Genomic DNA, 22,158 nt, shown 5'->3' on the forward strand with positions numbered 1-22,158 from the left:
GTTTCCCCCCCTTAGCCCAAATGCTTGCTGATGAACCTTCTTTCGAATTCCACGGCCTGCCGATACTCCCTGAACTTCCGTTCCATGGCTCTGAATTCCGGTGTATGGACGCGTCTTCTTCCTCCGTTTTTTGCCAGCTTCGGAGGAAAAAGAGCATGCAGCAATTCATGGTACACTACGAATTCCACAAAATAGTCCGGTATTTCAGGACTGTCAAGAGAAGGATGAATTCTTATCAAACTTCTTTGAGCGGAAAAACTGCCGAATCGTATGGATCGGCGTTTGCCTTGGATTTTCCCGGGCTTGGACCAGGCAATCCTGATGCCTTTCAAGGGGATATCGTAGTCGGCTGTCACCTTTTTTAGCGCCTTTTCGAGGTCTTTAAATTTACCTTTGTAAACAATCGACTGCATTTCCGCGCGAGGCCGGGAAAAAAACTTTACAAGATCTTGTTTTTTTGATAAAAAGTTATCAATAATTTTATTATCGAATTCTTTGCCATCGACGAAAAAAGCCAGGGCCTCCATGGTCTTAAAATCGGCCGCCCGGAAGGCGTGTTGTAGTCGAAGCGCTTTAATCCCCTTGGCGTCCGTCCTGATGGAGATCACCGTGGACCGGTTGAACGTGTATATGATTCGGACGGGAGAATCTATCAAAGCCGTCAAAGCGCTGCGGAATTCCTGCTCCCCTTTGAGGTCAGCGAAAAACGCATCCTTTCGGCTTACGGAGTATTCAAAATCCTTTTGCAATGAGGGCCTGATCTTTCACGCAGTGAAGCTCTTATTACGTTACAATATGCAACACTATGGGGCGTTATAAACAGCAAGTTCTGTTAATTTGCGTTATTTGGAACAGTCTTGGTAACTTATAAGCAAAATATCAGGCTTATAACCATCATGCAAGACTTAAATACGCCTCAATATTTCGCCGGACGAACCGATAAGAATAGTGGCGCGGAACGTAGGTGCACAGCCGGTGAAGAACACCGTCTAAGAAACAATAAATTCGAAAAGAGAGTTCTATGGAAGAATTGGTAGTTGTTACAAACGGCGATTGGAGGTTCCTTTTGGAAGGAAAGGGAGCGGACATGGTGGTTTGGCCTTATTATAAGGACGAACCCGTTTATGTGGAAGCCAAACGCAATGGAGCCTTACAGAAAAACATCCATTACCGGAAGATTTTTCCCTATCCCAACAATTATTGGGAAAAGTCCACCAAAATTCTGGCTTGGTGCAAGCGCTTTGCAAAGACCAGAAAATTCCGGGACGGCGAAATCAAGGAGTTTGCCGAAGAGATGGCAATTAATCCATTAAGAGTATGAGATTAATTTGAGTTCAGGGATTGACGCTTTGTCTTAATCCCGGCTGAAAAATTGCGTTTTCAACCGTTAAAACGGCTGGGGACTCCTTTTTGTCAAATCTTCCAATTTCCGGCTGACGCGCAGTTTCAACGGGGTCGCAAACACAAAAAATCCTGTAGGCCAGGACCACTTTCCTCCCCAAAACCTGTTTCAATTAACTACCGTTCTGTCTTATTGGTAATAACGAAAAAATCACTGCTTTTCTTTCTTGCCTGCAGCCTTTTTACCATGAACGCCCAGTATGAGAGTCCAGACCAACAAGGGCCAGTGGAACCAAATTAACCCAGGAGTGGTTAAAAAATCCCCCCCCGCCAAAACGCCGTTCCCCACGCAAAAAAAAGTCAGGTGTTTGTAAAAGCTCATTTTTGCCTGCACGTTCTTTTCCGCCAGGGCGAATTTTCCTTCGTAGTCCATGATAGCTTTGGAGAGCCTTTCTTGTCATAGGGATAAACTTTTTGCGCCTACCTGCCGATAGGATAAGCAGAGCAAACCAGAACCGCGCCAAGACAGTATAGGATACTTGGCAGGGATATTGCAACCGCAGATATACAGTTTTAACTGTAACGAAAGGCTCTTTCGCCAGAATGAAGGGGAAGCAACATGGATTTTTTTAAGAAGCTGTTTAAGGAGAATCCCCAACCTACACAAGATATCACCCATCTGGGACGCGTGGTGGCCAACAAGATTGACAATCTTGTCATGGACGTATTCAACGCCCACCAGGGACGCCTATGCTTTGAACCCAACGGGTTTATTGTGCCAGCCGTTTGGGGAGGCCAGGAAAAAGGCGAACTCTCTCCGGTCCAGGAGGAGATTTATCAGAAAGTAGCGCCCGCCATCGATGAGATCATTGAACGGCTGAAATTGAAGAAAATGGATGAAAGCCAGGAATACGCCATAGGACTTATGCTGCGCTGGATATTGATTTCCAAGATCACCCACATGGTGGAATTGCGGAAAAAGAGGAGAATCGACAGCCTCAGCACTGCAAACGAGTCCGCTTACCGTCTGGACTCCATGGATCCCATGGGCACCTGCTAATTTTTTCCGGGCCCGGCCTATCTGCGGCTTTTCAGCGGCATTTTGGCCGGACCCGGCAAGTTGTTTTACAGAATCCCTCAAAAAATCACGCGCACACAGGCGGCAGGCGATCCGCCCAAGGACAGGCCTTTTCCAATTGGGCGGCCAGCCTGAACAGCGTGGCTTCGTCTCCGAACCGGCCCACAAAATGGGAGCCGATGGGTAAATTTTGCCCGTTCCAATACAGAGGAATCGACATGGCCGGCTGGCCCGTAGCGTTGAACTTGGCCGTATAGGGCGTGAACCTGCCCATGCGTTTCCAGGCCTCCATGGGATTTTCGCCCGAAGCGTCAAACTCTCCCAATTTAACGGGAGGCTCGCCCAGAGTGGGGGTCAAGAGTACGTCGCAACCCATAAAAAAGCGGGCCATTTCGCGGGAGAAGCGCTGGATGAGCGTGACGGCCCGCATATAGTCCGAGGCGGACTGCTTTTTCCCCATTTCATACATAGCCATGGTGAGGGGCTCGAAAAACTCCGTGGAAGGTTCGATCTTGGCCATGCCGGCAATGGCTCCCACGGTGTTGGCTGCATTGGATGTCCACAAGGTGTCAAAAGCCCTGAGCAAATCCAGGGGCTTGATTGTGGATTCCACCGAGGCTTCCTTAACTTCGTGGCCCAACTCCCGGCACAAATTGATGGTGTGCTCGACCGCCTTAATGCAGTCCGGATGCGGATCTTCTTCCAAATGAGTGGTTATGTCCACGGCGATGCGGAGTTTGCCGGGATTAGCCCCTAGTTCCTCCAAAAAAGGCCGGGCGTTGGGCGGCGCCCAGTAAGGATCGCCGATGTCAGGCCCGGAGGTGGCGTCCAGGATGGCTGCGCTGTCCCGCACGGACATGGTCAGGGCGTGCTCGGCGATGAGGCCCGAAAGCATGTCGCCGAAATCGGGCCCCGCCGGGTTTCTGGCGCGGGTGGGCTTGAGCCCGAACACGCCGCAGCACGAAGCCGGAATGCGGATGGATCCGCCCCCGTCGTTGCCATGGGCCGCGGCGATCATGCGGGAAGCCACGGCCGCGGCCGCGCCTCCTGAAGACCCGCCGGGAGTGCGTTCCAAATCCCAGGGATTATGGGTCGGGCCGAAGGCCAGGGGCTCGGTGGTGGGCAGCGCGCCGAACTCCGGGGTGTTTGTCTTGCCTACTATAATAAAGCCGGCCTTGCGCAGGCGCACCGTCAATTCGCTGTCATGATCCGGCTTGAAAACGCCTTTTAAAACCCTGTTGCCCAAAGCCATGGGCGCATCCTTGGCCATGGCCCCTATGTCTTTGAGCAAAAAAGGCACGCCGGTGAATGGGCCTTGGGGCAATTCGCCCTTGGCCTCCTCCCGGGCCTGTTCGTACATGGGCGTGATTACCGCATTAAGCTGGGGATTTAATCTTTCAATGCGGTCAATGGCGGCGTCCACCAACTCCAGGGGGGTGACTTCCTTTTTCCTGATCAATTCGGCCTGGGCCATTGCGTCCATAAATGCGATTTCCTTAAGATGGGGCATGTCGATCTCCTATCGGGTGAGGGGGTTTAACAGGCCGCGCATTGTCCGGGCTCCGCCGGCTTGGTCTGCAGAAAACAAAGCTGTTAAAGCCGTTTTTGATCCGTAAAACGATCCTGAAACTTCATGCCGGCCAAAATGGCCTTGGCTGCAGCCAAACGAATGGGTTCGGGCGGCCAGGGTATGGTCCTTCGATTGACGAAAAAAAAGTCGGTCAGGTCGGTCTTTTTCTCCAGGATTAGATCAGCGGCTGTGGCGCCGTTCAAATGGGTCAGGCTGACCCCATGGCCCATGCAGCCAAGGCTGTAGACAATGCGCTGATCCCCAACATACCCGATGGCGGGCGCCATGTCCACGGTTATGGATACCGGGCCTCCCCAGCGGTGAGTAAAATTTACTTTCTCCAAAGAGGGAAATGTTTTCTTAACGTCTGCTTCCAGGCCCGCGAATATGCCTGGATTCAAGTCGTTGTCCATGTCCGCGCCGTAAGTCAGGCCTATGTCCCGGCCTCCCATAAGAAGCCGGTTGTCCGCCGTAAGCCTGTAATAATGCACCATGTTTCTGGCGTCTTCGATTCCCTGGCGATTCTTCCAGCCAATGGGCTCCATCTGTTCCCGGGACAGAGGTTCGGTAAGGACGATGTAGGTCCACACAGGAGCTTGCTTCCATTTGATCTGGGGAACAAGGTGGGACCATGCATTGGTGGCCAAAACCACTTTGTCCGCCGAGACGGAGCCGTTTTGCGTCTTGAGGACCGCTCCTCCGGCAGTGCGTTCAAGCCCCAGGACCGGGGTGTTTTCATACACCTCCACGCCCAGGCTTTCCACCACGTCCTTTTCCCCCCAGGCCAGTTTGGCGGGATTCAGTATCCCGCATCGCGGCTCGGACCAGGCGCCAAGATACATGGGGCTGTTCACCTGTTCCCGGACCGCGTCCCGGTCAATCCATTCAATGCCCTCCAAACCCAGGGAATGGGCCAGTTCCACTTCATGCATGATTCGCTTTTTGTACGCCTGGGACGTGGCTGCGCGTAAAAATCCGGGATGCTCATAGTCGCAGTCAATGGAGTGCTCCGCAACCAGGTCCTTCAAAAGATCCACAGCCTGCTCCATGTAAAGGTGCGCCTCCCTGGCCTTGGATTTCCCAAAACGCAACGCGGTGAGGCCCATGGTCAGGCCGAACAGGGTCATGTTGAATCCTCCGTTCCTGCCGCTGGCGCCAAAGCCAATCACCTGAGACTCCAAAATGGCTACGCGCAGGTCAGGCTCGGCCTTTTTCAAATGCAGCGCCGTGGACAAGCCCGTAAACCCTCCGCCCACAATAGCGACATCCACCTTGATGTCGCCGGACAAGGAGCGGCCGGGGGCGTACTCCCGAGACGAAAGCCAATAACTTTTGGTGCGAAAATCTTCCTTTTTCATAACCTCCCCTCCTTTATTTCTTTGATTATCCGTCCAGTTGATCCATGAGCGAACGAACTATTTTGCGAATGCCTTCCTTTTCGTTGGGCGCCGGTTCTATCACCCACTGAAGGGCCAACCCCTCCACCACGGCCACCAGCAGATAGCCTTTTTCGTCAAAGGCGTAATCTGGGCCGCCAAAGCGGACCAGGGATTGCTCCCGATACACGCTCATCATTTGCTGCAAAGGCTTTTGCACCACCACGCTTTCAAACCCCATCTGAACCAGGTTGTAAAAAACCCGATTCAAGGGAACGTTGAAGATGAACTCCTCGCATAAAAAATCTGCGAAACGCTCGCCGAAATCCTCTAATCCTTGAATTTTTGAGAATTCCCCGGAAAACAAGGACTGGTACTTTTCAGCCAAATACTCCATAAGGCAGGCCACGATTTCGTCTTTGGATTTGAAATAATAATGGATGGCGCCCGGCGCCACGCCCGCCTGAACGGCGATTTCCTTGATGGTGACGGTCTCATGCCCTTTTTGAGATAAGCATTCATAAAGGGCCTCCACGATTTCAATCCGTTTGGCGGCTGCGTTGCTTTTTCGTCCCATGATATTTCTTTTCCAGTATTATTTGGTTGGTTGACCAAACAAATAAAACAGCCGGGCGCATCCCGTCAAGAAAAAAATTCAAAGAACAATATTTGTCGGGTTTGAAGTCCAACTGCGTTTTTGCGCGTATGAAGCGCTATTGCCGGACTTCGTAACCCGACCTACGATTTGTAAATGGAAAGGCCGTGTTCTTTAAGGAGAATGTCCGCTTGCCTAAGGACGGCGCCCACGGACCGGGGATTGGAAGAGCCGTGTTTGCATCCGCAGCCCATGCACTCCCTGTGGGCTCTGCCCGGGAACTGGTTGCAAGGCAGGACGGCGCCCTCTTTGTCCCTGCGGCGGGCGGAAGGATCTTTGCCCGGAATGAGAGAGGTGTTGGAAAGCCCATGGTAATACCAGTTGGTGAGAGTGCACCCTCCCCCTGTGTCCGGAGAGGGGCAGGAGCAAATGGTGTAGGGGGTGTCGATAATTTTCATGGAGGTGAACATGTTGCCCCTGGCAAGAAAGAAAATGTTGGCCATTTCCACGGCCAGGGTTTTGTGGATTTGATGGGCTTTGCGGTTTTTATGCATGCCTCGAATCCAGGACTGGGTGAATTTTTTCAGGACGGGCAAAAACTCCCACGCCGGATAGGTTTCCTCCAGGAGGGTATGGATGGAGTAGCGGGAATCGCCGGCCTTTCGATAGGCGATCAAACGCTCGAACAGTTGCCTGTACTTGTCGTCCGTGTTCGGGGCGCGGCCATGCATTCGCACAAGGTGTTCGTACCTGTTGACCAGCCTGTTTAAAAGCCTTTGGCTTTCCTTGGTTGAAGTAAGGGTGTAAATACGCCCCTTGGAGTCTTTAAAATCATTGGCTATCCCGGAGCTTCTGCAGACGCAATGCCCCATATAAACCAGGTCCGCCTCCAGCAAATCCTTCCACACTTCCTGAATAGGCATGACCCGCCCGTTCAGGATGAAATCCAGGGCGATATCCCGCACCTTGTGGATGATTTCCAGGGGCGCCTGGTCGGTCCACCATGCGCTTAAGGCGCCCAGTTCGTGAATCACTGGCATGGACGTGGCCCGATTCCATAAAAAGTAATCCCCTATCCTGCTTGCCATGCGCTGGGCCACGGGACGCTTGAGGCCCGGGCGATCCTCCGTCAACGCCGCCTTGAGCACATTAAGAATCACATGGTTTTTCCGAACATGATCCAATTGAGTCGGCAAGGGTTCAGGATTGGCCGACAACCTTAGATCTTTTACGTGGGCCGCCAAATGACCTAGCTCACGCAAGACGGCAGGCAGCTTTTCCTCCATTTCCACGGGAAGTTGAGGGTTGGAACAAAGGGAGTCGCCATGATCCATGCACATAAGAAGAGTTCCTGATGTCGTCTGGTTTGGGAAGGATGCAAGGCCCGAAAATCTTCATCCGCCGGGATAAAATTTTCCGCATGTAGAAATATCGATATCAAATAACTCGCCATCTGTAAAGAATTCTCGCCTCATCAACAAATCAAACGGGAAAAATCATGTTTCAGCCTCCTCTTTTCTTGATTTTTTGGAAGCGGAGAATTAGTCTGGAGGCACGACGCCATTGACAAGGTTATTATTTGGAACGCAGGGATAAAAGGCGGCCTGTGCGCCGAAGTCCCAAGGACGAAACCTTTTTATGATTGAGGAAAATGTGGCTAAAGACCCCAACAAACTGACAAAACGGCAGGAACAAGCCATGATTACCCATCGGCGCATTTACGAAACCGCATCCCAACTCATTGCGGAAAAAGGATTCGATAATGTGACGGTGGATGAAATCTGCAAGGCGGCCGGGGTGGCCAAAGGGGGGTTCTACCACCATTTTCCATCCAAAGACGACTTGGTCGTGGAGACCTACCGGCTTATCGACGGGCATTTCGTCAACTCCATGGACAGCGCGCCCCAGCCTTTGCCTGCCAAGGAAGGCATCCTGTGGGTCGCGGAGTTCATGGCGACCACGGCAATGTCCCGGGGCCACAGCTTTTGCCGCCAAATTTATCGAAGCCAGTTGGAAAAGGGCACGGATTTTTTTGTATCCCCGGAAAGGCCCTTTTATAAACAAATTAGAACCTTCATCACCCAAAGCCTGGAAAACGGGGAAATCGCCTCTCCCCTGCCCCCGGACGAACTCACAGCAATCATACTCCTCACCGCCCGCGGAGTGATTTACGACTGGTGTCTTCTGCGAGGCAGCTACAACATCGTCTCCTTCATGCAAAAGACCGTGGGCGCCATTCTGGACGGCATCTGGAAGAGCTGCTGACCGCCCCTGAAAAATTTATAACACCGTAATCCCGTGCAGGCGCCCTGCAAACTGCCTGTTTGCATGAAAAACGCTTGCGGTTTTGGCTGCAGAACAATTCTTTCTTGCCAGGAACAATGAGTTGTGTCATTTTCACAGACCGTAGTCTGTGAAACATTTCAAAAAGAATTCTGACTCACTTTTCAAGGCAGGGAGGAGGCCTCAATTATGTCCTTTGATTTTGGAAGAATACCGGGAAAAAAGAGCTTTGCGGACGATTACATCAGCACCATCCGCATGAACGTCGCCAAATACCCCAACAAGACGGCGGTTATATGCGGGGATCAGACGATGACCTGGACCGATGTCTGGGAAAACAGCAACCGGCTTGGCCACGCCCTTCTTGAGTTGGGCTTGAACAGGCATGACCGGGTTTTGATTCTGCTGCCCAATTGCCGGGAATACCCGGAAGTGGTCCTGGGCATTAACAAGGCCGCATGCGTGGCCACGGCCTGCAACTTCCGGCTGACCGCGCCGGAAGTGGCGTATCAGTTGAACGACTGCGGCGCCCGGGCCGTCATCTTGAAAAGCGCAGCGGAACTGGAGACGGTGCTGTCCGTCAAGGATCAGGTTCCGTCTCTGGAGCACGTCATCATGGTGGAAGACGGCGCTCTGGAGGGCGTATTCGATTATAAATCCCTCTTGGCGCAAGCCCCTGCGGAAGAACCCGGCGTGGAAACCGATCCCGGCGACGTGCATTTGCTCATGTACACCTCCGGCACCACGGGCAAGCCCAAGGCCGCGGCCCGGACCTATAAAAGCGACTATCACATGGCCAATGCAGTGATCCACGAATTGGGCCTTACCCCTGACGACGTGTATCTGGCGGCGGCGCCCATGTATGCGGCGGCCAGCATGGGATACACCTTTTCCACCATGATGAGCGCCGGGACATTGGCCATTCTGCCGGCTTTCATCCCGGACCAGATTTTTCCCGAGATTGAACGGGTCAAGGCCACTTGGATTTTCATGGTGCCCATCATGTACGAGTGGATGCTGAGCACGCCGGCGGACATCCTTGGCGCCAGCGACGTATCTTCGGTGCGCCACGTGGTGTCTTGCGGCGCTCCTTTGCATAACGCCACCGCAAAAAAGATGATCGACAGCTTTACCCAGGCCAAGGTTTCCAACTGGCTGGGCGCCTCGGAGTTCGGGTTCATCTCCCGCTATACCTACGAAAACGGCCCGGCGGGCGAAGGCTGCGTGGGCAGGCCGGTCTTTGACCTGGAACTGGCTGTGTTCGACGAAAACGGAAACCGGGCGGCCGTCAACGAACCTGGCGTGCTCTACGGCCGAGGCTACAGCATGTGGGAAGGCTATCTGAACAAGCCCGAAGCCACCAAAGAGGCGTTCCTGGATCATGAATGGGGAACCGTCGGCGACATCTGCCGCCAGGGCGAGGACGGCGATTTTTACATCGTGGACCGTAAGAACGACATGATTATCACCGGAGGCATGAACGTGTATCCCGTGGAGATCGAAAACGTGCTCATGGCCCACGAAGCCGTGGCCGACGTGGCCGTCATCGGGGTTCCCGACGATAAATGGGGCGAGGCGGTCAAGGCTCTGGTAGTCAAGGCACAGGGCTCGGAAATCTCAGAGGAAGACCTCATCGCCTATTGCAAGGAAAACATGGCCGGATTCAAAACGCCCAAGAGCGTGGAGTTCATCGATCAGGTGCCCAGATCCATGATCGGCAAGGCCCTGAAAGCCCAAATGCGTAAGAAGTACTGGGAAGGCCGGGATTCGGTGATTTAAGCTACGAACCCGTTCTGCTTTGTTCGGCCGGGCGCCTTTGGTGTGGGGCGCCCGGCCCCAGCAATCATTTGTTTTCATAAAAGAATGAAAGCTATGGACGAAGGCGCCAATAAAAGAGCAGACGCAAGGGCCTGTTGCTGCATGATGGCCTGGGGCGCCTCAGCACAGGGTGGCCCAGGCAAGGCGGTTTTTTGCATGGGTCCGATAGGACAAAAGGAACGACTTGGGAGAAATTGAAATTCCATCTATTTTGGACGAACGGCATATCTTTTCCAAAACCTACAAAAAGACAGCCTCGACAAACACCTTTCGGCCGCCGGATGTTATCCGTTTAGACAAGCATCCCAGGCCGCCCCTTTTGTTGCTGGCGCAACCCCGGCAGGATACTGCTGTGCCGGGGCCGCCCTGATAACGGACAGGCGCGGAAGCCTGTCACCAACTATTCTTGGCGCCGCCAACACCCACTTCCGAGGGCATGGGCTTGCTCCAATTCAAGGGCAAAGGGTAAAAGGGTAAAAGTGCAAAGGGTTATTTTTTGGTCCTGACGCAACGAAACCCGACACCGTATCCCCTGCCCGCCGGATCGTCCCTGCCGCCGCCCGCGCAACGGGCATTGAACTGACTGCCGACCCAGGAGCCGCCGCGCAGCACAGGCGTTTCATTTCCATCAAAGTCTTCCCTTGTATCATACCGGCTTCGAGTCCACTCCCACACATTGCCCGCCATGTCGTGGATTTTTTCAGGCGTTGCGCCTTGGGGAAAGACGCCTACGGCCGAGGTTTTTGCTATTTCTGTTTCACTGGTATTGCAGAAACCGTCCTGCCATTTCCCCCAGGGGTATTCCCTCTTTTCCCTGCCTGCGGCGGCCGTCTCCCACTGCTGTTGCGTGGGCAGGGAGTAGAGGAATCCGTCGTTTCGGGATATTGTCAGCCATTTGCAAAAAGCGGCCGCCTCATACCAGCAAACCCCAACCACGGGCTGGTTGGGGCAATTGAACTGCCTGTCCTCCCAAAGTCGGGGCTGCTTTTCTTTTTCTTCGTTCAGCCACAACCGGCCCTGCTTTGTCCAATATTTGCGTTCAGCATATCCTCTGTCCTTCATGAACTTTTTGTACCATTGGTTTGCAACCGGATATTGGGATATTTCAAATTCCTCCAATTCCACTTGACCGTCTTTAAAACGGTACGTCCCGCCTGGAATTCTGACAAAGGCCTCCAAGTCCCTCCTGTCCCCCAGGCGGCCCAGGATTTCCCCGGCGTCGGCTCTGGGAACAGGCTCCAGGGTACGGGATGCAATGGCTTTGCGCATTTTTTCCGTTGCAAGGTCCGTAAGATCAACGGTCCGGGCTTTGGGGTGCATGTCCTTCAAGGCCCTGGCCGCCAGTCGCCACTTATGAAAAGGCTCCCGGTCCGCGCCTTCCAGAATATTCTTTACAATGGCGTGGGACCACTTCCGGTTGTCTTCGCTCAAGAGGCCGATGAACAATTCCACGGCTTCCTTGTACCACTCGTCATTCAGGAAAGGCTGGATCGCCTTCCAATAATCCAGGCTATTGGCTTTCAACCAATGGGCGCATAAAAACTCCTGAAAGGTCAGGTGGGCGAATCCATAGGCGCCGTTATCCCTTTTCAGCAGGCCGCAGCGGGGTTCGATGCGATGGAATTCCGCCTCCAGGCGCCGCCTGTATTTTGTTTCTGCTTCTTTCTCTAGTGCTGGAAACGCCTGGGCCAGCAAATTCAATGCAAAAGTTTGATCCTCGGCTTTTGCATGCTTTTCATGCATCTTCCAGGCAAAGGCGCTTAAAAAGTCCATGACCGGCCCAGGATCATCAAAACGGCGGGCCAGTAGATTGTCCACGAATTTTTTATAGAGTTCCGCCCGTTGGCCGGGAAGCTCCTTGTCATTATAATACAGCAGGCAGATGGCCGTGAGCATTAACGGGCTTTGGGTGAGCTCCGAAATGGATTCATGATCCCGGATGCCTGCAATAAGGTCCTGGGCCGTGCGCGCCCCCATGCCCGAGGCCTTTAGATTGACAAAGGCGAACCACTTCTGGATGAACTCCTGAATTTGCTCCCAATTCAAAGGTTCTATTTGAACATGATACCGCCGAAACGGATTGAGGGCCTCGCCCCTTAAACCGTGAGGGCGGCCGGACCAGACCAGTTTGATCCCCGGATGGGTATGGGAAAAGTTGCTGAACGCCTCTATAACCGGTTTGCGGGATGCTTCCGGAATTTCGTCCAATCCGTCCAAAAGAAAGACCGCCTTGCCCGCTGCCGAGAATTGTTCGATGACCGAATAATCCAGGACCTTTTCCATGTGGGAAAAATAATGCTCCAGAATGGCTTGGACGGACAAAGGCTCTGCGGGGTCGCACTTTTGGAGGAACGTAGACAATCGGGTCAAAAAAACAAGCACGGGCAGCCGCCCGCACAAGTCCCGGAACCAAGGATAGGGGCACTCCTCATTGGCCATGCAATAGGCCGCGTGCTTGAACAGGGTGGTCTTGCCCGAACCGGGCTGGCCTTCCAAAAGCATGTGGGGCATAGCTGAAACAAGTTTTTCCACTGCCCAATATCGTTTTGTAATTTTTCCAAGTGTATCCGCGATAAATTCCGGTTCCATCTTGCGCTGATCAAACGTTTCATCTCTTTCTATTTCATCACCCTGCTTTTCCGTTATGTATTTTGGAGTCTGGCAGAATAGCGGGATAAAAATATCCATCAATTCGATGGGGACGGCATCGCCGTCCGCCTGCAGGCGGTCCGCGTCCACATAAACGCATTTATCTTTGATCCAGGCGAGATAAGATTGGGGTATTTCCAGTGCATGGGCCGGGCAGGCCGGTTCGGGGGCGTCCTTTTCCCAAAAAGGAACGTCAAAATTTTTTTTGCCGTCATCGCCCGTATCGGCGTCCAGGGACCATATTCCCCGTTCCGAAACGTACTTCCTGAAATCCAGGCGCACTTTTTTGCTTCCCCAATCCAGGGTGATGTATTGAAACCGGTTGGGAAATTGAGTGGAATAATAGGCGGCCCCAGCCTGAAAACTGAAAAGCTGGCCGTCATAGGTATTGGCAAAGCTTCCGTCCGCTTCATGCAAATGCCCGCTCAGGACGAAAAACTGGTTCAGGCGGTTGATGCACAACCGGCTGTCCCTGGACCACAGCCACGACAAGGGATGATGGAACAGGCAGATGTTGGCGTCCGCGGGGCCTTTTTCTTCCAAGGCTTTCATGGCCTGCTCCATTTGATAGCGGCCGACGGCGATTTGGAACCTGTCCTCCTGATCCTCGGGCAGTTGCCGGCACATCCAGGCGGAATTCAGGCCGACCAAGCCTACCTTCCCGCCATTTTTGATTTCATGGATGTTCGCAAAGGGAGCAAGATCCATTTCCACAGGCTCCAGATGCGGGCAAAGCTCTCCGGCAAAGGTAAAATATTCCCGCATGCCCTTTAACAGATCATCCCGGTAATGCATCAACTCCTCGTCCAACTTTTGCATGTCGTCATATCGGGGAATGTCGCCGGGGCGGTACTTCTTCCGGTTGACGTCGTGGTTTCCGGGGACGATGTATAGGCTCTTGTAAGACAAGCCGACGGCGTCCAACAATTCTTTGAAAAAATCTTTCGCCAGGGCGTATTCTTCCTTTACCCCCTTAAAGGCGATGTCGCCCGTCACGGCGATGATCTCAGGCGCCAGGCCCTCTTCCGCATCCTCCTTCACCCTTTTAATCAGGGGATCGAGAACCACGGAGCGGTCAAAGGTCTTGGCTTTGCTGCTTTCAATATGCAAGTCGGAAATATGAAGAATGGTGAAATCGTCGGGCATGATGGAATCTCCAAAAGTCTGCATTTTTTTTACAATACGTATTCGAATGAAGGATGGAACTGCGATTTTTATACAAGAGGTTATGCCATGTGACAACCATTTTCATGCTGACATTAAGCGGCGCAATGGTCCGTAAAGAATTTTTTAGTCAAAAGCCGTGCAAAATCCTTCCCCGGCCCGCACTGGCAATGTGAGAGCGTTTGTGTTAGCTTTCCGGATCAATTCGTACGTCCGGATACCGGACATTTTTTTTGTTCTGAGGAATTGCCGGAGGAATTCTTTTTCATGCGAATAGCAGTATACGGCAAGGGAGGGATTGGAAAATCCACCTTGAGCGCGAACCTGGCGGCGGCGCTGGCCCAGGATGACAAGCGGGTGCTGCAGATCGGGTGCGACCCCAAACAGGATTCCACCAGGCTGCTGTTGGGCGGAACCCATCCAAGGCCTGTGCTGGAGTATCTGCGGGAGACGCGGCGGGAAGAGCAGCAATTGGCCGACATTCTCCATAGGGGCTGGAAAGGCGTCCACTGCGTGGAAGCGGGCGGCCCGGAGCCGGGCGTGGGCTGCGCCGGCCGCGGCATCCTGAGCGCCTTTGCCATCCTGGAAAACCTGGGCTGCGCCTGGAGCGACTACGACGCCATCATCTACGACGTATTGGGCGACGTGGTGTGCGGAGGGTTTTCCGTGCCCTTGCGCAAAGGCTACGCCCAAACCGTGCTTGTGGCAACCTCCGAGGAATTCATGTCCCTTTACGCCGCCAACAACATCCTCCGGGGCGTTTGCAACATGGAGCAAGGCGAGCCCCGGGCCGTGGGACTGGTGGTAAACCGCCGGGAGCGGGAGGGGGACATCGAGGACGTGCGCCGCTTCGCCCAAGCCGTAGGAGCGCCTATTCTTGCGGTGATTCCCCGCAGCCGGGCTTTTCATGACGCGGAAAGCCAGGCGCAAACCCTGGCGGAAGCCTGTCCCGAAAGTCCGGAAGCCGAAATCATCCGCAATCTTGCACAGGCTGTGTTTCAGGCGAAACCCTGCCTGCCCCGGCCTTTGGAGGACAGCGCCCTGGAGAAACTGCTGCTGGGGCGGAATTCCAAGCCCGCCGCTTTTTCCGGAACGGATAAAGCCTCGCAAAACCTATTAACGCCTTTGACGCCAGGGCACGCCTCCTCGCAGAATCGCCAGGGCGCTTCCCGGTTTTTATCCAAAAGCCTGCTGGCCCGGGAGCCTTTGCACGGCTGCGCCTTTACCGGCGCCGTAAACACGCTCACGCAAATTCGCGACGCCGTGACCCTGGCTCACGGCCCCAAAAGCTGCAGCCATATTGCGGCCAGCACTATGCTATCCAGCGGCATGGCCTCGTTACGCAGCCGGGGCGTACGGATCCCCGAACAATTGAATCCGGTTTTGATCGGCACGGAAATGTCCGACGACGCCATGATTCACGGGGGCATGGACGCTTTTCGCGCCGGTCTGGGCAAAGCCCTGGCCATGGAGCCGGAAGCGATTTTCGTCACGACCACGTGCCCGGCGGGAGTGATCGGCGACGACGTGGACCAGGCATTGCCCGCCAAGGATGCATCAACGCCCCAGATCCTGCGAGTAACCACGGACGGCGACATTGAGGGCGACTATCTGCAGGGCGTTATCAACGCCTGTCTGGAAGGCGCGGGCGGGCTTATCGATCCGAAAATTCAGCCCGACGAAAATTGCGTGAATATTGTGGCGGAGAAAAACATCGCCCTGAACGCCGAGTCCAATTTTCGGGAAATGGAACGCCTGCTGTCCATGCTGGGATTGCGGGTGAACTGCCGGTTTGTACGCCAATGTTCGGTGCGGCAATTGCGGGAATTGCTTCGGGCGCCGCTCCAGCTTCCCGCTTACCTCGACCACCTGGGGCGCGTGCTCCAGGATTTTCTCACAGGCAAGTTCGGCTGCACATTCACACAAAATCCCTTTCCCTCCGGCTTTCACGAGACGGAGCGGTGGCTGCGGGAAATCGCCGATTTTTTCGACCGGGGAAGCCTTGCCGAGCAGGCCTTTGACGCCTTGCGCGGGGAATACCTCCAGGCCATCGACGATTTGCGTCCGCACCTGGCGGGAAAACGCCTGATGCTGGTGACGTATATTCACGACGTGGACTGGATTCTGGAAACGGCTTTTGACCTGGACATGGAAGTCGTCAAGGTGGGCATCCTGAACTACACCCAGGACAACCGCTATCGCACGCGCTATAAGGATCGGCTGACGGTTGATGTGGGATACGATCCCCAAAGGCGGGCCGATGACATCATGAAACTGAAGCCGGACTTGTTTTTAGGCAACTACCAGCCCTCCGGGCTGCCGGAGACCACCCATTATGATACGGTCCCCCTATGCCCTAACACGGGCCATTTGGGAGGCCTGGCCCTGGCCCAGCGCTGGCGGCGATTGATTAATGCTCCGTTGCAGGAGGGCTGGCGCAAGGACGAAGCCAGGCTTATGAGGGCTGAAGGAGTGAATCAGGGAGGCGCCTTATGAAACAAGCAAACGCCTGTCTGCCTCCTGACAGCCTGACCGGCGCCATTATGGCTATGGAAGGCATTCGCGACGCGGCCGTGCTGCTTAACGGCCCCACGGGCTGCAAATTCTATCACGGCGCCATTGTGGAAGGGCAATTGCCGCGGGAAAGCTCCTTCGACCCCTTGCAGTTTCTCGAAGAGTTTTATTTTGGACAGCCGCGGGTTCCAGCCACCTACCTGGACGGCGACGACTACGTGTTCGGCGCTTCGGCCAAGCTGGAACGCATCCTGCCGACCGTCGCCGCCAAAGGCCATTCATTGATTGCGGTGGTCAATTCCCCGGGCGCGGCCCTGATCGGGGACGATTTGAACCGGTTCATCCAGGCGGCCAACCTGGACATCCCTTGCGTCGCCGTGGAATCCACGGGGTATTCCGGAACCATGGAGGAAGGCTTCCAGGAAGCTGTCATCCAGACTTTACGGACCTTGAAGCCTCAGCAGAAAAAATCTTTGGAGCGCACCGTAAACCTTCTGGGGATTTCCATCTTCCAAAAGCATTGGGAAGGAAACATTGCGGAGCTGACCCGGCTTCTCGCCCTATGCGGTGTAAACGTTGGTGCGGTTGTGTGCGCGGGATCGAGCTTCGAGGAAATCATGGCGATGGGAAACTCGCAATGCAATGTGATGGTGCATGAGGAATTGGGAGGCCGCATTGCAGAGTGGTGCGAATCCCGTCTGGGCCTTCCGACCATGCGTCCCATAAACGGCGCCCCCATAGGGTTTGACCGGACCGAAGAATGGGTGCGGGGAGTCTGCCGGGCCGTAGGCGTCTCGCCGCAACCGGCCATTGAAGCCATAGACCAGGCCCGCATCCGCGGGGTGACCTACATCCAAAGGCTGAACTCCCTCACGGGGCTTCCCAAGGGCGCGACATTCGCGGTCAGAGCGCCGGTTTCCATTGCCCTGCCCCTCACCCAATGGCTGCACGATTATCTGGGAATGGCGCCTGCTGCGGTTGACCTGACCGACGCCGACTCCCCGCTCATGCCTGAAATGAAAGAGGTCCTGAACCGGGCCGGCGCCCTGGACGCTCTGGGCGTTACGGATTTTTCCGGCGTGGATATGGTTTTTGCGGACGGGGCTTCGCTGGCTCAAATTCCCAACCCGGAAGGCATGATGACAGGCGTTGAAATCGCCCTGCCTACCATGGGATATATAGACGTGGTGCACAAATGCCTTTTAGGCGCCCAGGGAACTCTGCACCTGATTGAATGGATTGTAAACGCCCTGAGGGATTGTTGAATCCCTTCCGTTTGCTATTTTCCCATTTTAAATAAGGCGAAGAGTTCCTTTTCGGTTTTGACCATGGCGGCCAGATGAGCGGCGTCCAGGATGTCTCCGTCGGTGTAGCCGAAGGCGCGGAGGGGTTCCAGGTCGCGGGGTTTAATGGATTTGGGGGATTTGAGGCTTTTAATCGCAAAAAGCAGCATGGCTTTTTCGTTTTCCGGCAACGGGGTTTCCTTGAAATCTTTAAGGGGCATATTGGCCCATTTATCCAAAAGGCCTTCCTTGGTTTTTAGCAGCCTCAGATTGAAAATCTTGCAGGGCTCGAATTTGAGGGCGTGTGCGGCCATAAGGCGTATGAAACAAACGAGCTTAAAGGAAAACTTGGAATGGCTTAGATAATAGTCCTCCAGGCCCCGCCTGGCTTTCATGAGCCCCACGCTGGAAGAAAACATGCGATAGTGCTCCGGAACCTCAATCATAGAGGTAAGGAAATGGAGATATTCCTTCTCCAGTTCGCCCTGGGCGTCTTGGATGTCCACGGCATCAATTAACGGCATGCCCCCCTCCCCTTTCTTATTCACGACGGATACAGCATGGCCTGGACTTCGTCCGTGTAGGCGTCAGCGTCGTCATCCCGGTAGATGAACAAGGGCCTTTCCACGGTAATCTGAGGACCGGCGCCTTTGACCGCCTCCACCAGCACCAGACGGGCCGGGGATAGTGTATTGGAATGCACCGCCCGCATACGCTTGGGCTCCAGGCTGTTTTTCGTCAGGCAATGGATTAACTCGGCCGTTCGGGTCGCAGGATAAACCACGGCGAACCGCCCCCCCTTGCCCAACAAACGGGCGGCGGCGCCCGCCGTATCCTCCAGGTTGGCCAGGATTTCGTGCCTGGCCGCCGCTTTTTGGGAGTCAGGATTGATCCTGCCTGACCCCAGGCGGCGATAGGGCGGATTGCTCACCACATAATCAATATTTTTGGAAAGGCCCTGGATGGGCGATTTTTTCAAGTCATGGCGTATAACGCTTATCCGGTCTTGCAGGCCGTTTTCCCGGACATTGCGTTCCGCAAGGCCGGCCAGGGAATCCTGGATTTCCACCCCATAGACTTTGATATCCGGATAAAGGCTTGTCAGAATCAAGGGGATGACTCCCGCGCCCGTCCCCAGGTCCACGATTAAGGAATCTTTTCCGCACTGGACGAAATGAGGCAAAAGCACGGCGTCCAAAGAAAACCGGTACCCGTTTTTTTCCTGAAATATACGGATTTTTCCGCCAAGGATGGAGTCGTTGGTCAGATTGTCCCGGCCCGGGGCGTTTTCGTCAACCATTTTTACGGGCCTTTTTGGAAGACGTCTTCTTGCGGGTGGATCCTGTCTTGAAACGGATTTCCGTGACCAGCCTGGCGCCAATGAGAGCGTTGATCCTCTCCATGATCAAGCGCTTTTCGTACTCCAATTGCTGGCTCCAGGGGGCGCTGGAAACCTTGACCATGAGCATGCCCTGCTTGAAGGATTCGGGCTGGGCGTTTTTGGCCGTGTCCGGGTCCACGCATTGGCTCCATACGGCGAAGATCTTGTCGATTTCAGGATTCAACTTGTTGTCCGTCGCGCTCAGGATGCGTTCCAGGATTGCGGACAACTCTTCGGGGATCTTTTTGACTTTTCGTTTCTCTGCCATATCTTGTTATGAATATGAACCGTGTGTTCTGTCAAGAGAAGACATGTTTTTCGCCGGGATTTCCGTGTGAGTTCCGGTCCGGTTTTCCTTGACCCCTGGGGGTAATTTCCCTATAAGTTGTTTACATCTTCCAAACACTTGCAAAAACGAGGAGTTAATATGGCTTGGGACTGGGAAAAACTGAAAGAACAGCAAAACAAGCGCAAACCGCAACCGCCCCCGCCTCCCGGACAGGGCGGCGGAGGCGGTGGACCGGAGCCTCCCAACTGGGAGGAGATCCTGGACAAATTCAAAGGGACCAAACTGCCGGACATGTGGTGGCTGATCGTCATTCTGGCGGTTATCGTGGGCGTGGCCGCCAGCAGCATGTATACGGTTGGGACCAATGAAGAGGCCGTGGTTCAGCGCTTTGGCGAACATGTGAGAACCACAGGCCCCGGCCTGAACTTCAAATTTCCCTTCAACATTGAAACCGTCAGGCTTGTTCCCGTGGACCGGCGCGAGACCGCCAAGTTCGGAATTGACGAGACGCCGGATAGAGACAGCTCCCGCTTTCAAGGACGGGAATCGGACACGGCCAGCGTGTCGTTAATGCTGACCGGCGATCTGAACGTGGCCCTGGTCCCCTGGAGCGTCCAGTACAGGATCAAGGACTCGTACAATTATTGCTTTAAGGTCGCCAATCCGGAAAGCACCCTGGAGGACCTGTCCGAAGCCACCATGCGCCTTGTGGTGGGGGACAGCAGCGTGGATGAAGTTTTGACGGAGCGCAGCACGATAGCACAGGAATTCAAAACCTTGCTGCAAAAGGAACTGGATGAAGCGGAAACCGGCCTGGAAGTGACTGCGGTCAACCTGGAAAAAACCATGGTGCCCTTGCCGGTCCAGCCTTCTTACAATGAAGAAAACCGGGCCGACCAGGAAAGGGAAAAAATCATCCTGCAGGCCAGGGAGGAATACAACAAAGCCATTCCCGCCGCCAGGGGCGAGGCCGAACGGATCATACGGTCTGCGGAAGGCTATGAACTGGATCGGGTCAACAGTGCAGAGGGCGATGCCAACCGCTTTTTAAGCCTTTATGAAGAATACAAGAAGGCCCCGGAGGTGACGCGCAGACGTTTGTACCTGGAGGCTATCGGGGAAGTCCTGCCCGGCATGGGGGACAAGTATATCGTGGATTCGGACCAGAAAAACCTGCTTCCTTTCCTGAACCTTTCCGATCAAAAGGAGGCGATAAAATAATGAAACAAGTCATTGTCGTTATACTCATAATCGCCGCCGTGGTCGTTTATAGCTGCGCCTATACCGTAGATGAAACCGAGCAGGTGATTATCACCTGGTTCGGGCGTCCCGTTGGCGACACCATTACGGATCCGGGAATTCACTTCAAACTGCCCTGGCCTTTGCACCAAGCCGTGCATTTCCCCAAAAACCTGCAGGAATGGGACGGGGATGCGGACAAAATCAACACGGACGACAAAAAGCTCCTTTGGGTGGATACTTTCGCCCGCTGGAAGATCATCGATCCTCTGAAATTCTACAAGTTGACCAACGTGCAGGGTTTGAGCGACAAAGCCAGGATCGATAAGGCCAAAATAAAAATTTCGGAAATCATCAACGCCAAGGTTAGGGATGAAATAACCAATAATTCCTTGATCGAAACCGTGCGCATGACCAATCGGAAAATTATGGTGGCCAGCCAAACCGCCGCGGATCAGGAAAAGGCGGCGTACAAGGAAAGCGCCGAAACCGGCGACGACGCGATTTCCGTAGTTTTTGAAGACGCCCGGTCTCTGGGCGAGGTGAAGCTGGGCCGGTCGGAAGTCATGCGCCGCGTCAAGGATCAAGTCAATGTGGATCTGGCGGATTTCGGCATTGAAGTGTTGGACGTCAAAATCAAGCGGGTCAATTACACCAAGGACGTGCGTGATGAAGCCTATCAACGGATGATCGCCGAACGTAAGCAAAAGGCGGAAAAAATCCGGTCCGAGGGCCGGGGCAGCGCAAACCGCATCAAGGGCGACATGGAAAAGGAGCTGCAGCGCATCAATTCCGAGGCTTACAAGACGGCTCAGGAAATCAAGGGCCGGGCCGACGCGAAAGCCACGGCCATTTACGCCAAGGCCTACGGCGAGGATCCGGAATTTTATTCCTTTATGAAAACCCTGGATACCTATAAAGTAACCTTGAAGAAGGACAGCAGCATCGTGCTATCCACGGATTCGGAATTCCTCAAGTACTTTAAAGGATCCGGGGAATAGGCCCACCCGGCCTATACCGGAAACGACTCAAGGCGCTTCGCCAAATGCGGCGGAGCGCCTTTTTTTTTGTGCGTTAGTTGCGGTTTATGCTTCGCGCTCCCTGTACGGGTTGATGCTCAGCACCGGCACAGGGCAGGTCTTGACGACTTTTTCAGCCACACTGCCGAAAAAGACTTTTTCCAGTCCCTTGCGGCCGTGGGTTCCCACGATCACCAGGTCCATTTTTTCCTTATTCACGTAGTTCACGATTTCTTCGGAGGCGTCGCCCAGGACCACGGAGGCCTTTACCGTGGGCAGCGAGGAAAAATTCTCGGCGGTGAACTCCTCCAAACGCTTTTCGGCGCCGGCGATCATTTCCTGCTCCAGCTTGCTGATGGAAAGATCCGGCACGTACAAGGCCGTAAAATGCTCCAAAACGCGAACCACGAAAAGCAGGTGGACTTCCGCCTCGTGCTTCGTGGCCATTTCAATAATAAACGGGGCCATTTTCGGGGACACGTCGGACAAGTCAATAGGACACAGGATTTTCTTGAACATAAGCACTCTCCTTATCTAAATATAACGCCGCGTTAGATTT

19 protein-coding genes are annotated in these 22,158 nt (G+C 54.2%); 8 read left to right on the forward strand and 11 right to left on the reverse strand.

The genetic code is table 11. From position 1 onward, the window contains the following. Positions 1–11: 11 nt before the first annotated feature. Complete coding sequence (locus tag G491_RS0108145) at positions 12–749, reverse strand: hypothetical protein (protein WP_028314245.1); 738 nt, start codon at positions 747–749, stop codon at positions 12–14. Positions 750–1,021: 272 nt separating this feature from the next. Here G491_RS0108145 and G491_RS0108150 point away from each other — a divergent pair, with 272 nt between their 5' ends. Beyond that, the gene (locus tag G491_RS0108150; RefSeq protein WP_012609878.1) at positions 1,022–1,321 is read left to right on the forward strand and encodes a hypothetical protein; all 300 of its coding nucleotides are present in this window, start codon (positions 1,022–1,024) and stop codon (positions 1,319–1,321) included. Positions 1,322–1,552: 231 nt separating this feature from the next. On the opposite strand, the gene G491_RS29965 is transcribed toward G491_RS0108150, so the two are convergent. Then, a complete protein-coding gene (locus G491_RS29965; protein WP_012609877.1) occupies positions 1,553–1,774 on the reverse strand; it encodes a 2TM domain-containing protein in 222 nt (73 codons plus the stop codon). Positions 1,775–1,960: 186 nt separating this feature from the next. On the opposite strand from G491_RS29965, the gene G491_RS0108165 reads away from it, so the two are divergent. After that, positions 1,961–2,401 (forward strand): hypothetical protein, encoded by a 441-nt coding sequence (locus tag G491_RS0108165; RefSeq protein ID WP_012609876.1) that lies wholly within the window; start codon positions 1,961–1,963, stop codon positions 2,399–2,401. An 85-nt stretch (positions 2,402–2,486) separates the two neighbouring features. Here the strand turns inward: G491_RS0108165 and G491_RS0108170 are convergent, their stop codons facing one another. The 4 genes from G491_RS0108170 to G491_RS0108185 all read right to left on the reverse strand — a co-directional run bounded on the left by G491_RS0108170 (position 2,487) and on the right by G491_RS0108185 (position 7,300). Next, a complete protein-coding gene (locus G491_RS0108170) occupies positions 2,487–3,929 on the reverse strand; it encodes an amidase (protein ID WP_028314246.1) in 1,443 nt (480 codons plus the stop codon). Positions 3,930–4,012: 83 nt separating this feature from the next. Next, a complete protein-coding gene (locus tag G491_RS0108175; RefSeq protein WP_028314247.1) occupies positions 4,013–5,347 on the reverse strand; it encodes an NAD(P)/FAD-dependent oxidoreductase in 1,335 nt (444 codons plus the stop codon). Positions 5,348–5,372: 25 nt separating this feature from the next. Beyond that, a complete protein-coding gene (locus G491_RS0108180; protein WP_028314248.1) occupies positions 5,373–5,942 on the reverse strand; it encodes a TetR/AcrR family transcriptional regulator in 570 nt (189 codons plus the stop codon). Between the two features lie 161 nt (positions 5,943–6,103). Continuing rightward, a complete protein-coding gene (locus G491_RS0108185) occupies positions 6,104–7,300 on the reverse strand; it encodes a hypothetical protein (RefSeq protein ID WP_028314249.1) in 1,197 nt (398 codons plus the stop codon). A gap of 298 nt (positions 7,301–7,598) precedes the next feature. On the opposite strand from G491_RS0108185, the gene G491_RS0108190 reads away from it, so the two are divergent. Together G491_RS0108190 and G491_RS0108195 are read left to right on the forward strand one after the other, a co-directional pair. Further along, the gene (locus tag G491_RS0108190) at positions 7,599–8,225 is read left to right on the forward strand and encodes a TetR/AcrR family transcriptional regulator (RefSeq protein WP_028314250.1); all 627 of its coding nucleotides are present in this window, start codon (positions 7,599–7,601) and stop codon (positions 8,223–8,225) included. A 207-nt stretch (positions 8,226–8,432) separates the two neighbouring features. Continuing rightward, entirely contained in the window at positions 8,433–10,022 is a 1,590-nt protein-coding gene (locus G491_RS0108195) for a class I adenylate-forming enzyme family protein (RefSeq protein WP_028314251.1), read from the forward strand. A gap of 528 nt (positions 10,023–10,550) precedes the next feature. Here G491_RS0108195 and G491_RS0108205 read toward each other — a convergent pair. Beyond that, the gene (locus tag G491_RS0108205; protein ID WP_028314253.1) at positions 10,551–13,856 is read right to left on the reverse strand and encodes an SUMF1/EgtB/PvdO family nonheme iron enzyme; all 3,306 of its coding nucleotides are present in this window, start codon (positions 13,854–13,856) and stop codon (positions 10,551–10,553) included. 285 nt (positions 13,857–14,141) lie between these two features. Here G491_RS0108205 and G491_RS0108210 point away from each other — a divergent pair, with 285 nt between their 5' ends. Next, positions 14,142–16,370: a nitrogenase component 1 gene (locus tag G491_RS0108210; protein WP_028314254.1), complete on the forward strand. Its 2,229-nt coding sequence runs from the start codon at positions 14,142–14,144 to the stop codon at positions 16,368–16,370. Beyond that, positions 16,367–17,653, forward strand: a complete 1,287-nt coding sequence (locus G491_RS0108215; protein ID WP_028314255.1) for a nitrogenase component 1 — start codon at positions 16,367–16,369, stop codon at positions 17,651–17,653. Before G491_RS0108210 ends, G491_RS0108215 begins: the two co-directional genes overlap by 4 nt. Before the next feature lie 14 nt (positions 17,654–17,667). On the opposite strand, the gene G491_RS0108220 is transcribed toward G491_RS0108215, so the two are convergent. The 3 genes from G491_RS0108220 to G491_RS33570 are packed head-to-tail and all read right to left on the reverse strand — an operon-like array spanning position 17,668 to position 19,320. Then, a complete protein-coding gene (locus tag G491_RS0108220; protein WP_028314256.1) occupies positions 17,668–18,195 on the reverse strand; it encodes a carboxymuconolactone decarboxylase family protein in 528 nt (175 codons plus the stop codon). A 20-nt stretch (positions 18,196–18,215) separates the two neighbouring features. Further along, entirely contained in the window at positions 18,216–18,971 is a 756-nt protein-coding gene (locus G491_RS0108225; protein WP_051327123.1) for a tRNA1(Val) (adenine(37)-N6)-methyltransferase, read from the reverse strand. After that, the gene (locus G491_RS33570) at positions 18,964–19,320 is read right to left on the reverse strand and encodes a DciA family protein (RefSeq protein ID WP_012609865.1); all 357 of its coding nucleotides are present in this window, start codon (positions 19,318–19,320) and stop codon (positions 18,964–18,966) included. The genes G491_RS0108225 and G491_RS33570 overlap by 8 nt, the downstream gene beginning before the upstream one ends. A gap of 159 nt (positions 19,321–19,479) precedes the next feature. Between G491_RS33570 and hflK the strand changes: the two genes are divergently transcribed. Beyond that, positions 19,480–20,562, forward strand: a complete 1,083-nt coding sequence (gene hflK / locus G491_RS0108235) for an FtsH protease activity modulator HflK (protein WP_012609864.1) — start codon at positions 19,480–19,482, stop codon at positions 20,560–20,562. Continuing rightward, entirely contained in the window at positions 20,562–21,581 is a 1,020-nt protein-coding gene (hflC, locus tag G491_RS0108240; RefSeq protein WP_012609863.1) for a protease modulator HflC, read from the forward strand. The genes hflK and hflC overlap by 1 nt, the downstream gene beginning before the upstream one ends. Positions 21,582–21,665: 84 nt before the next feature. Here the strand turns inward: hflC and G491_RS0108245 are convergent, their stop codons facing one another. Beyond that, entirely contained in the window at positions 21,666–22,118 is a 453-nt protein-coding gene (locus tag G491_RS0108245; RefSeq protein WP_035218181.1) for a universal stress protein, read from the reverse strand. Between the last annotated feature and the right edge of the window lie 40 nt (positions 22,119–22,158).

Source organism: Desulfatibacillum aliphaticivorans DSM 15576 (assembly GCF_000429905.1).
Classification (GTDB): Bacteria; Desulfobacterota; Desulfobacteria; order Desulfobacterales; family Desulfatibacillaceae; genus Desulfatibacillum; species Desulfatibacillum aliphaticivorans.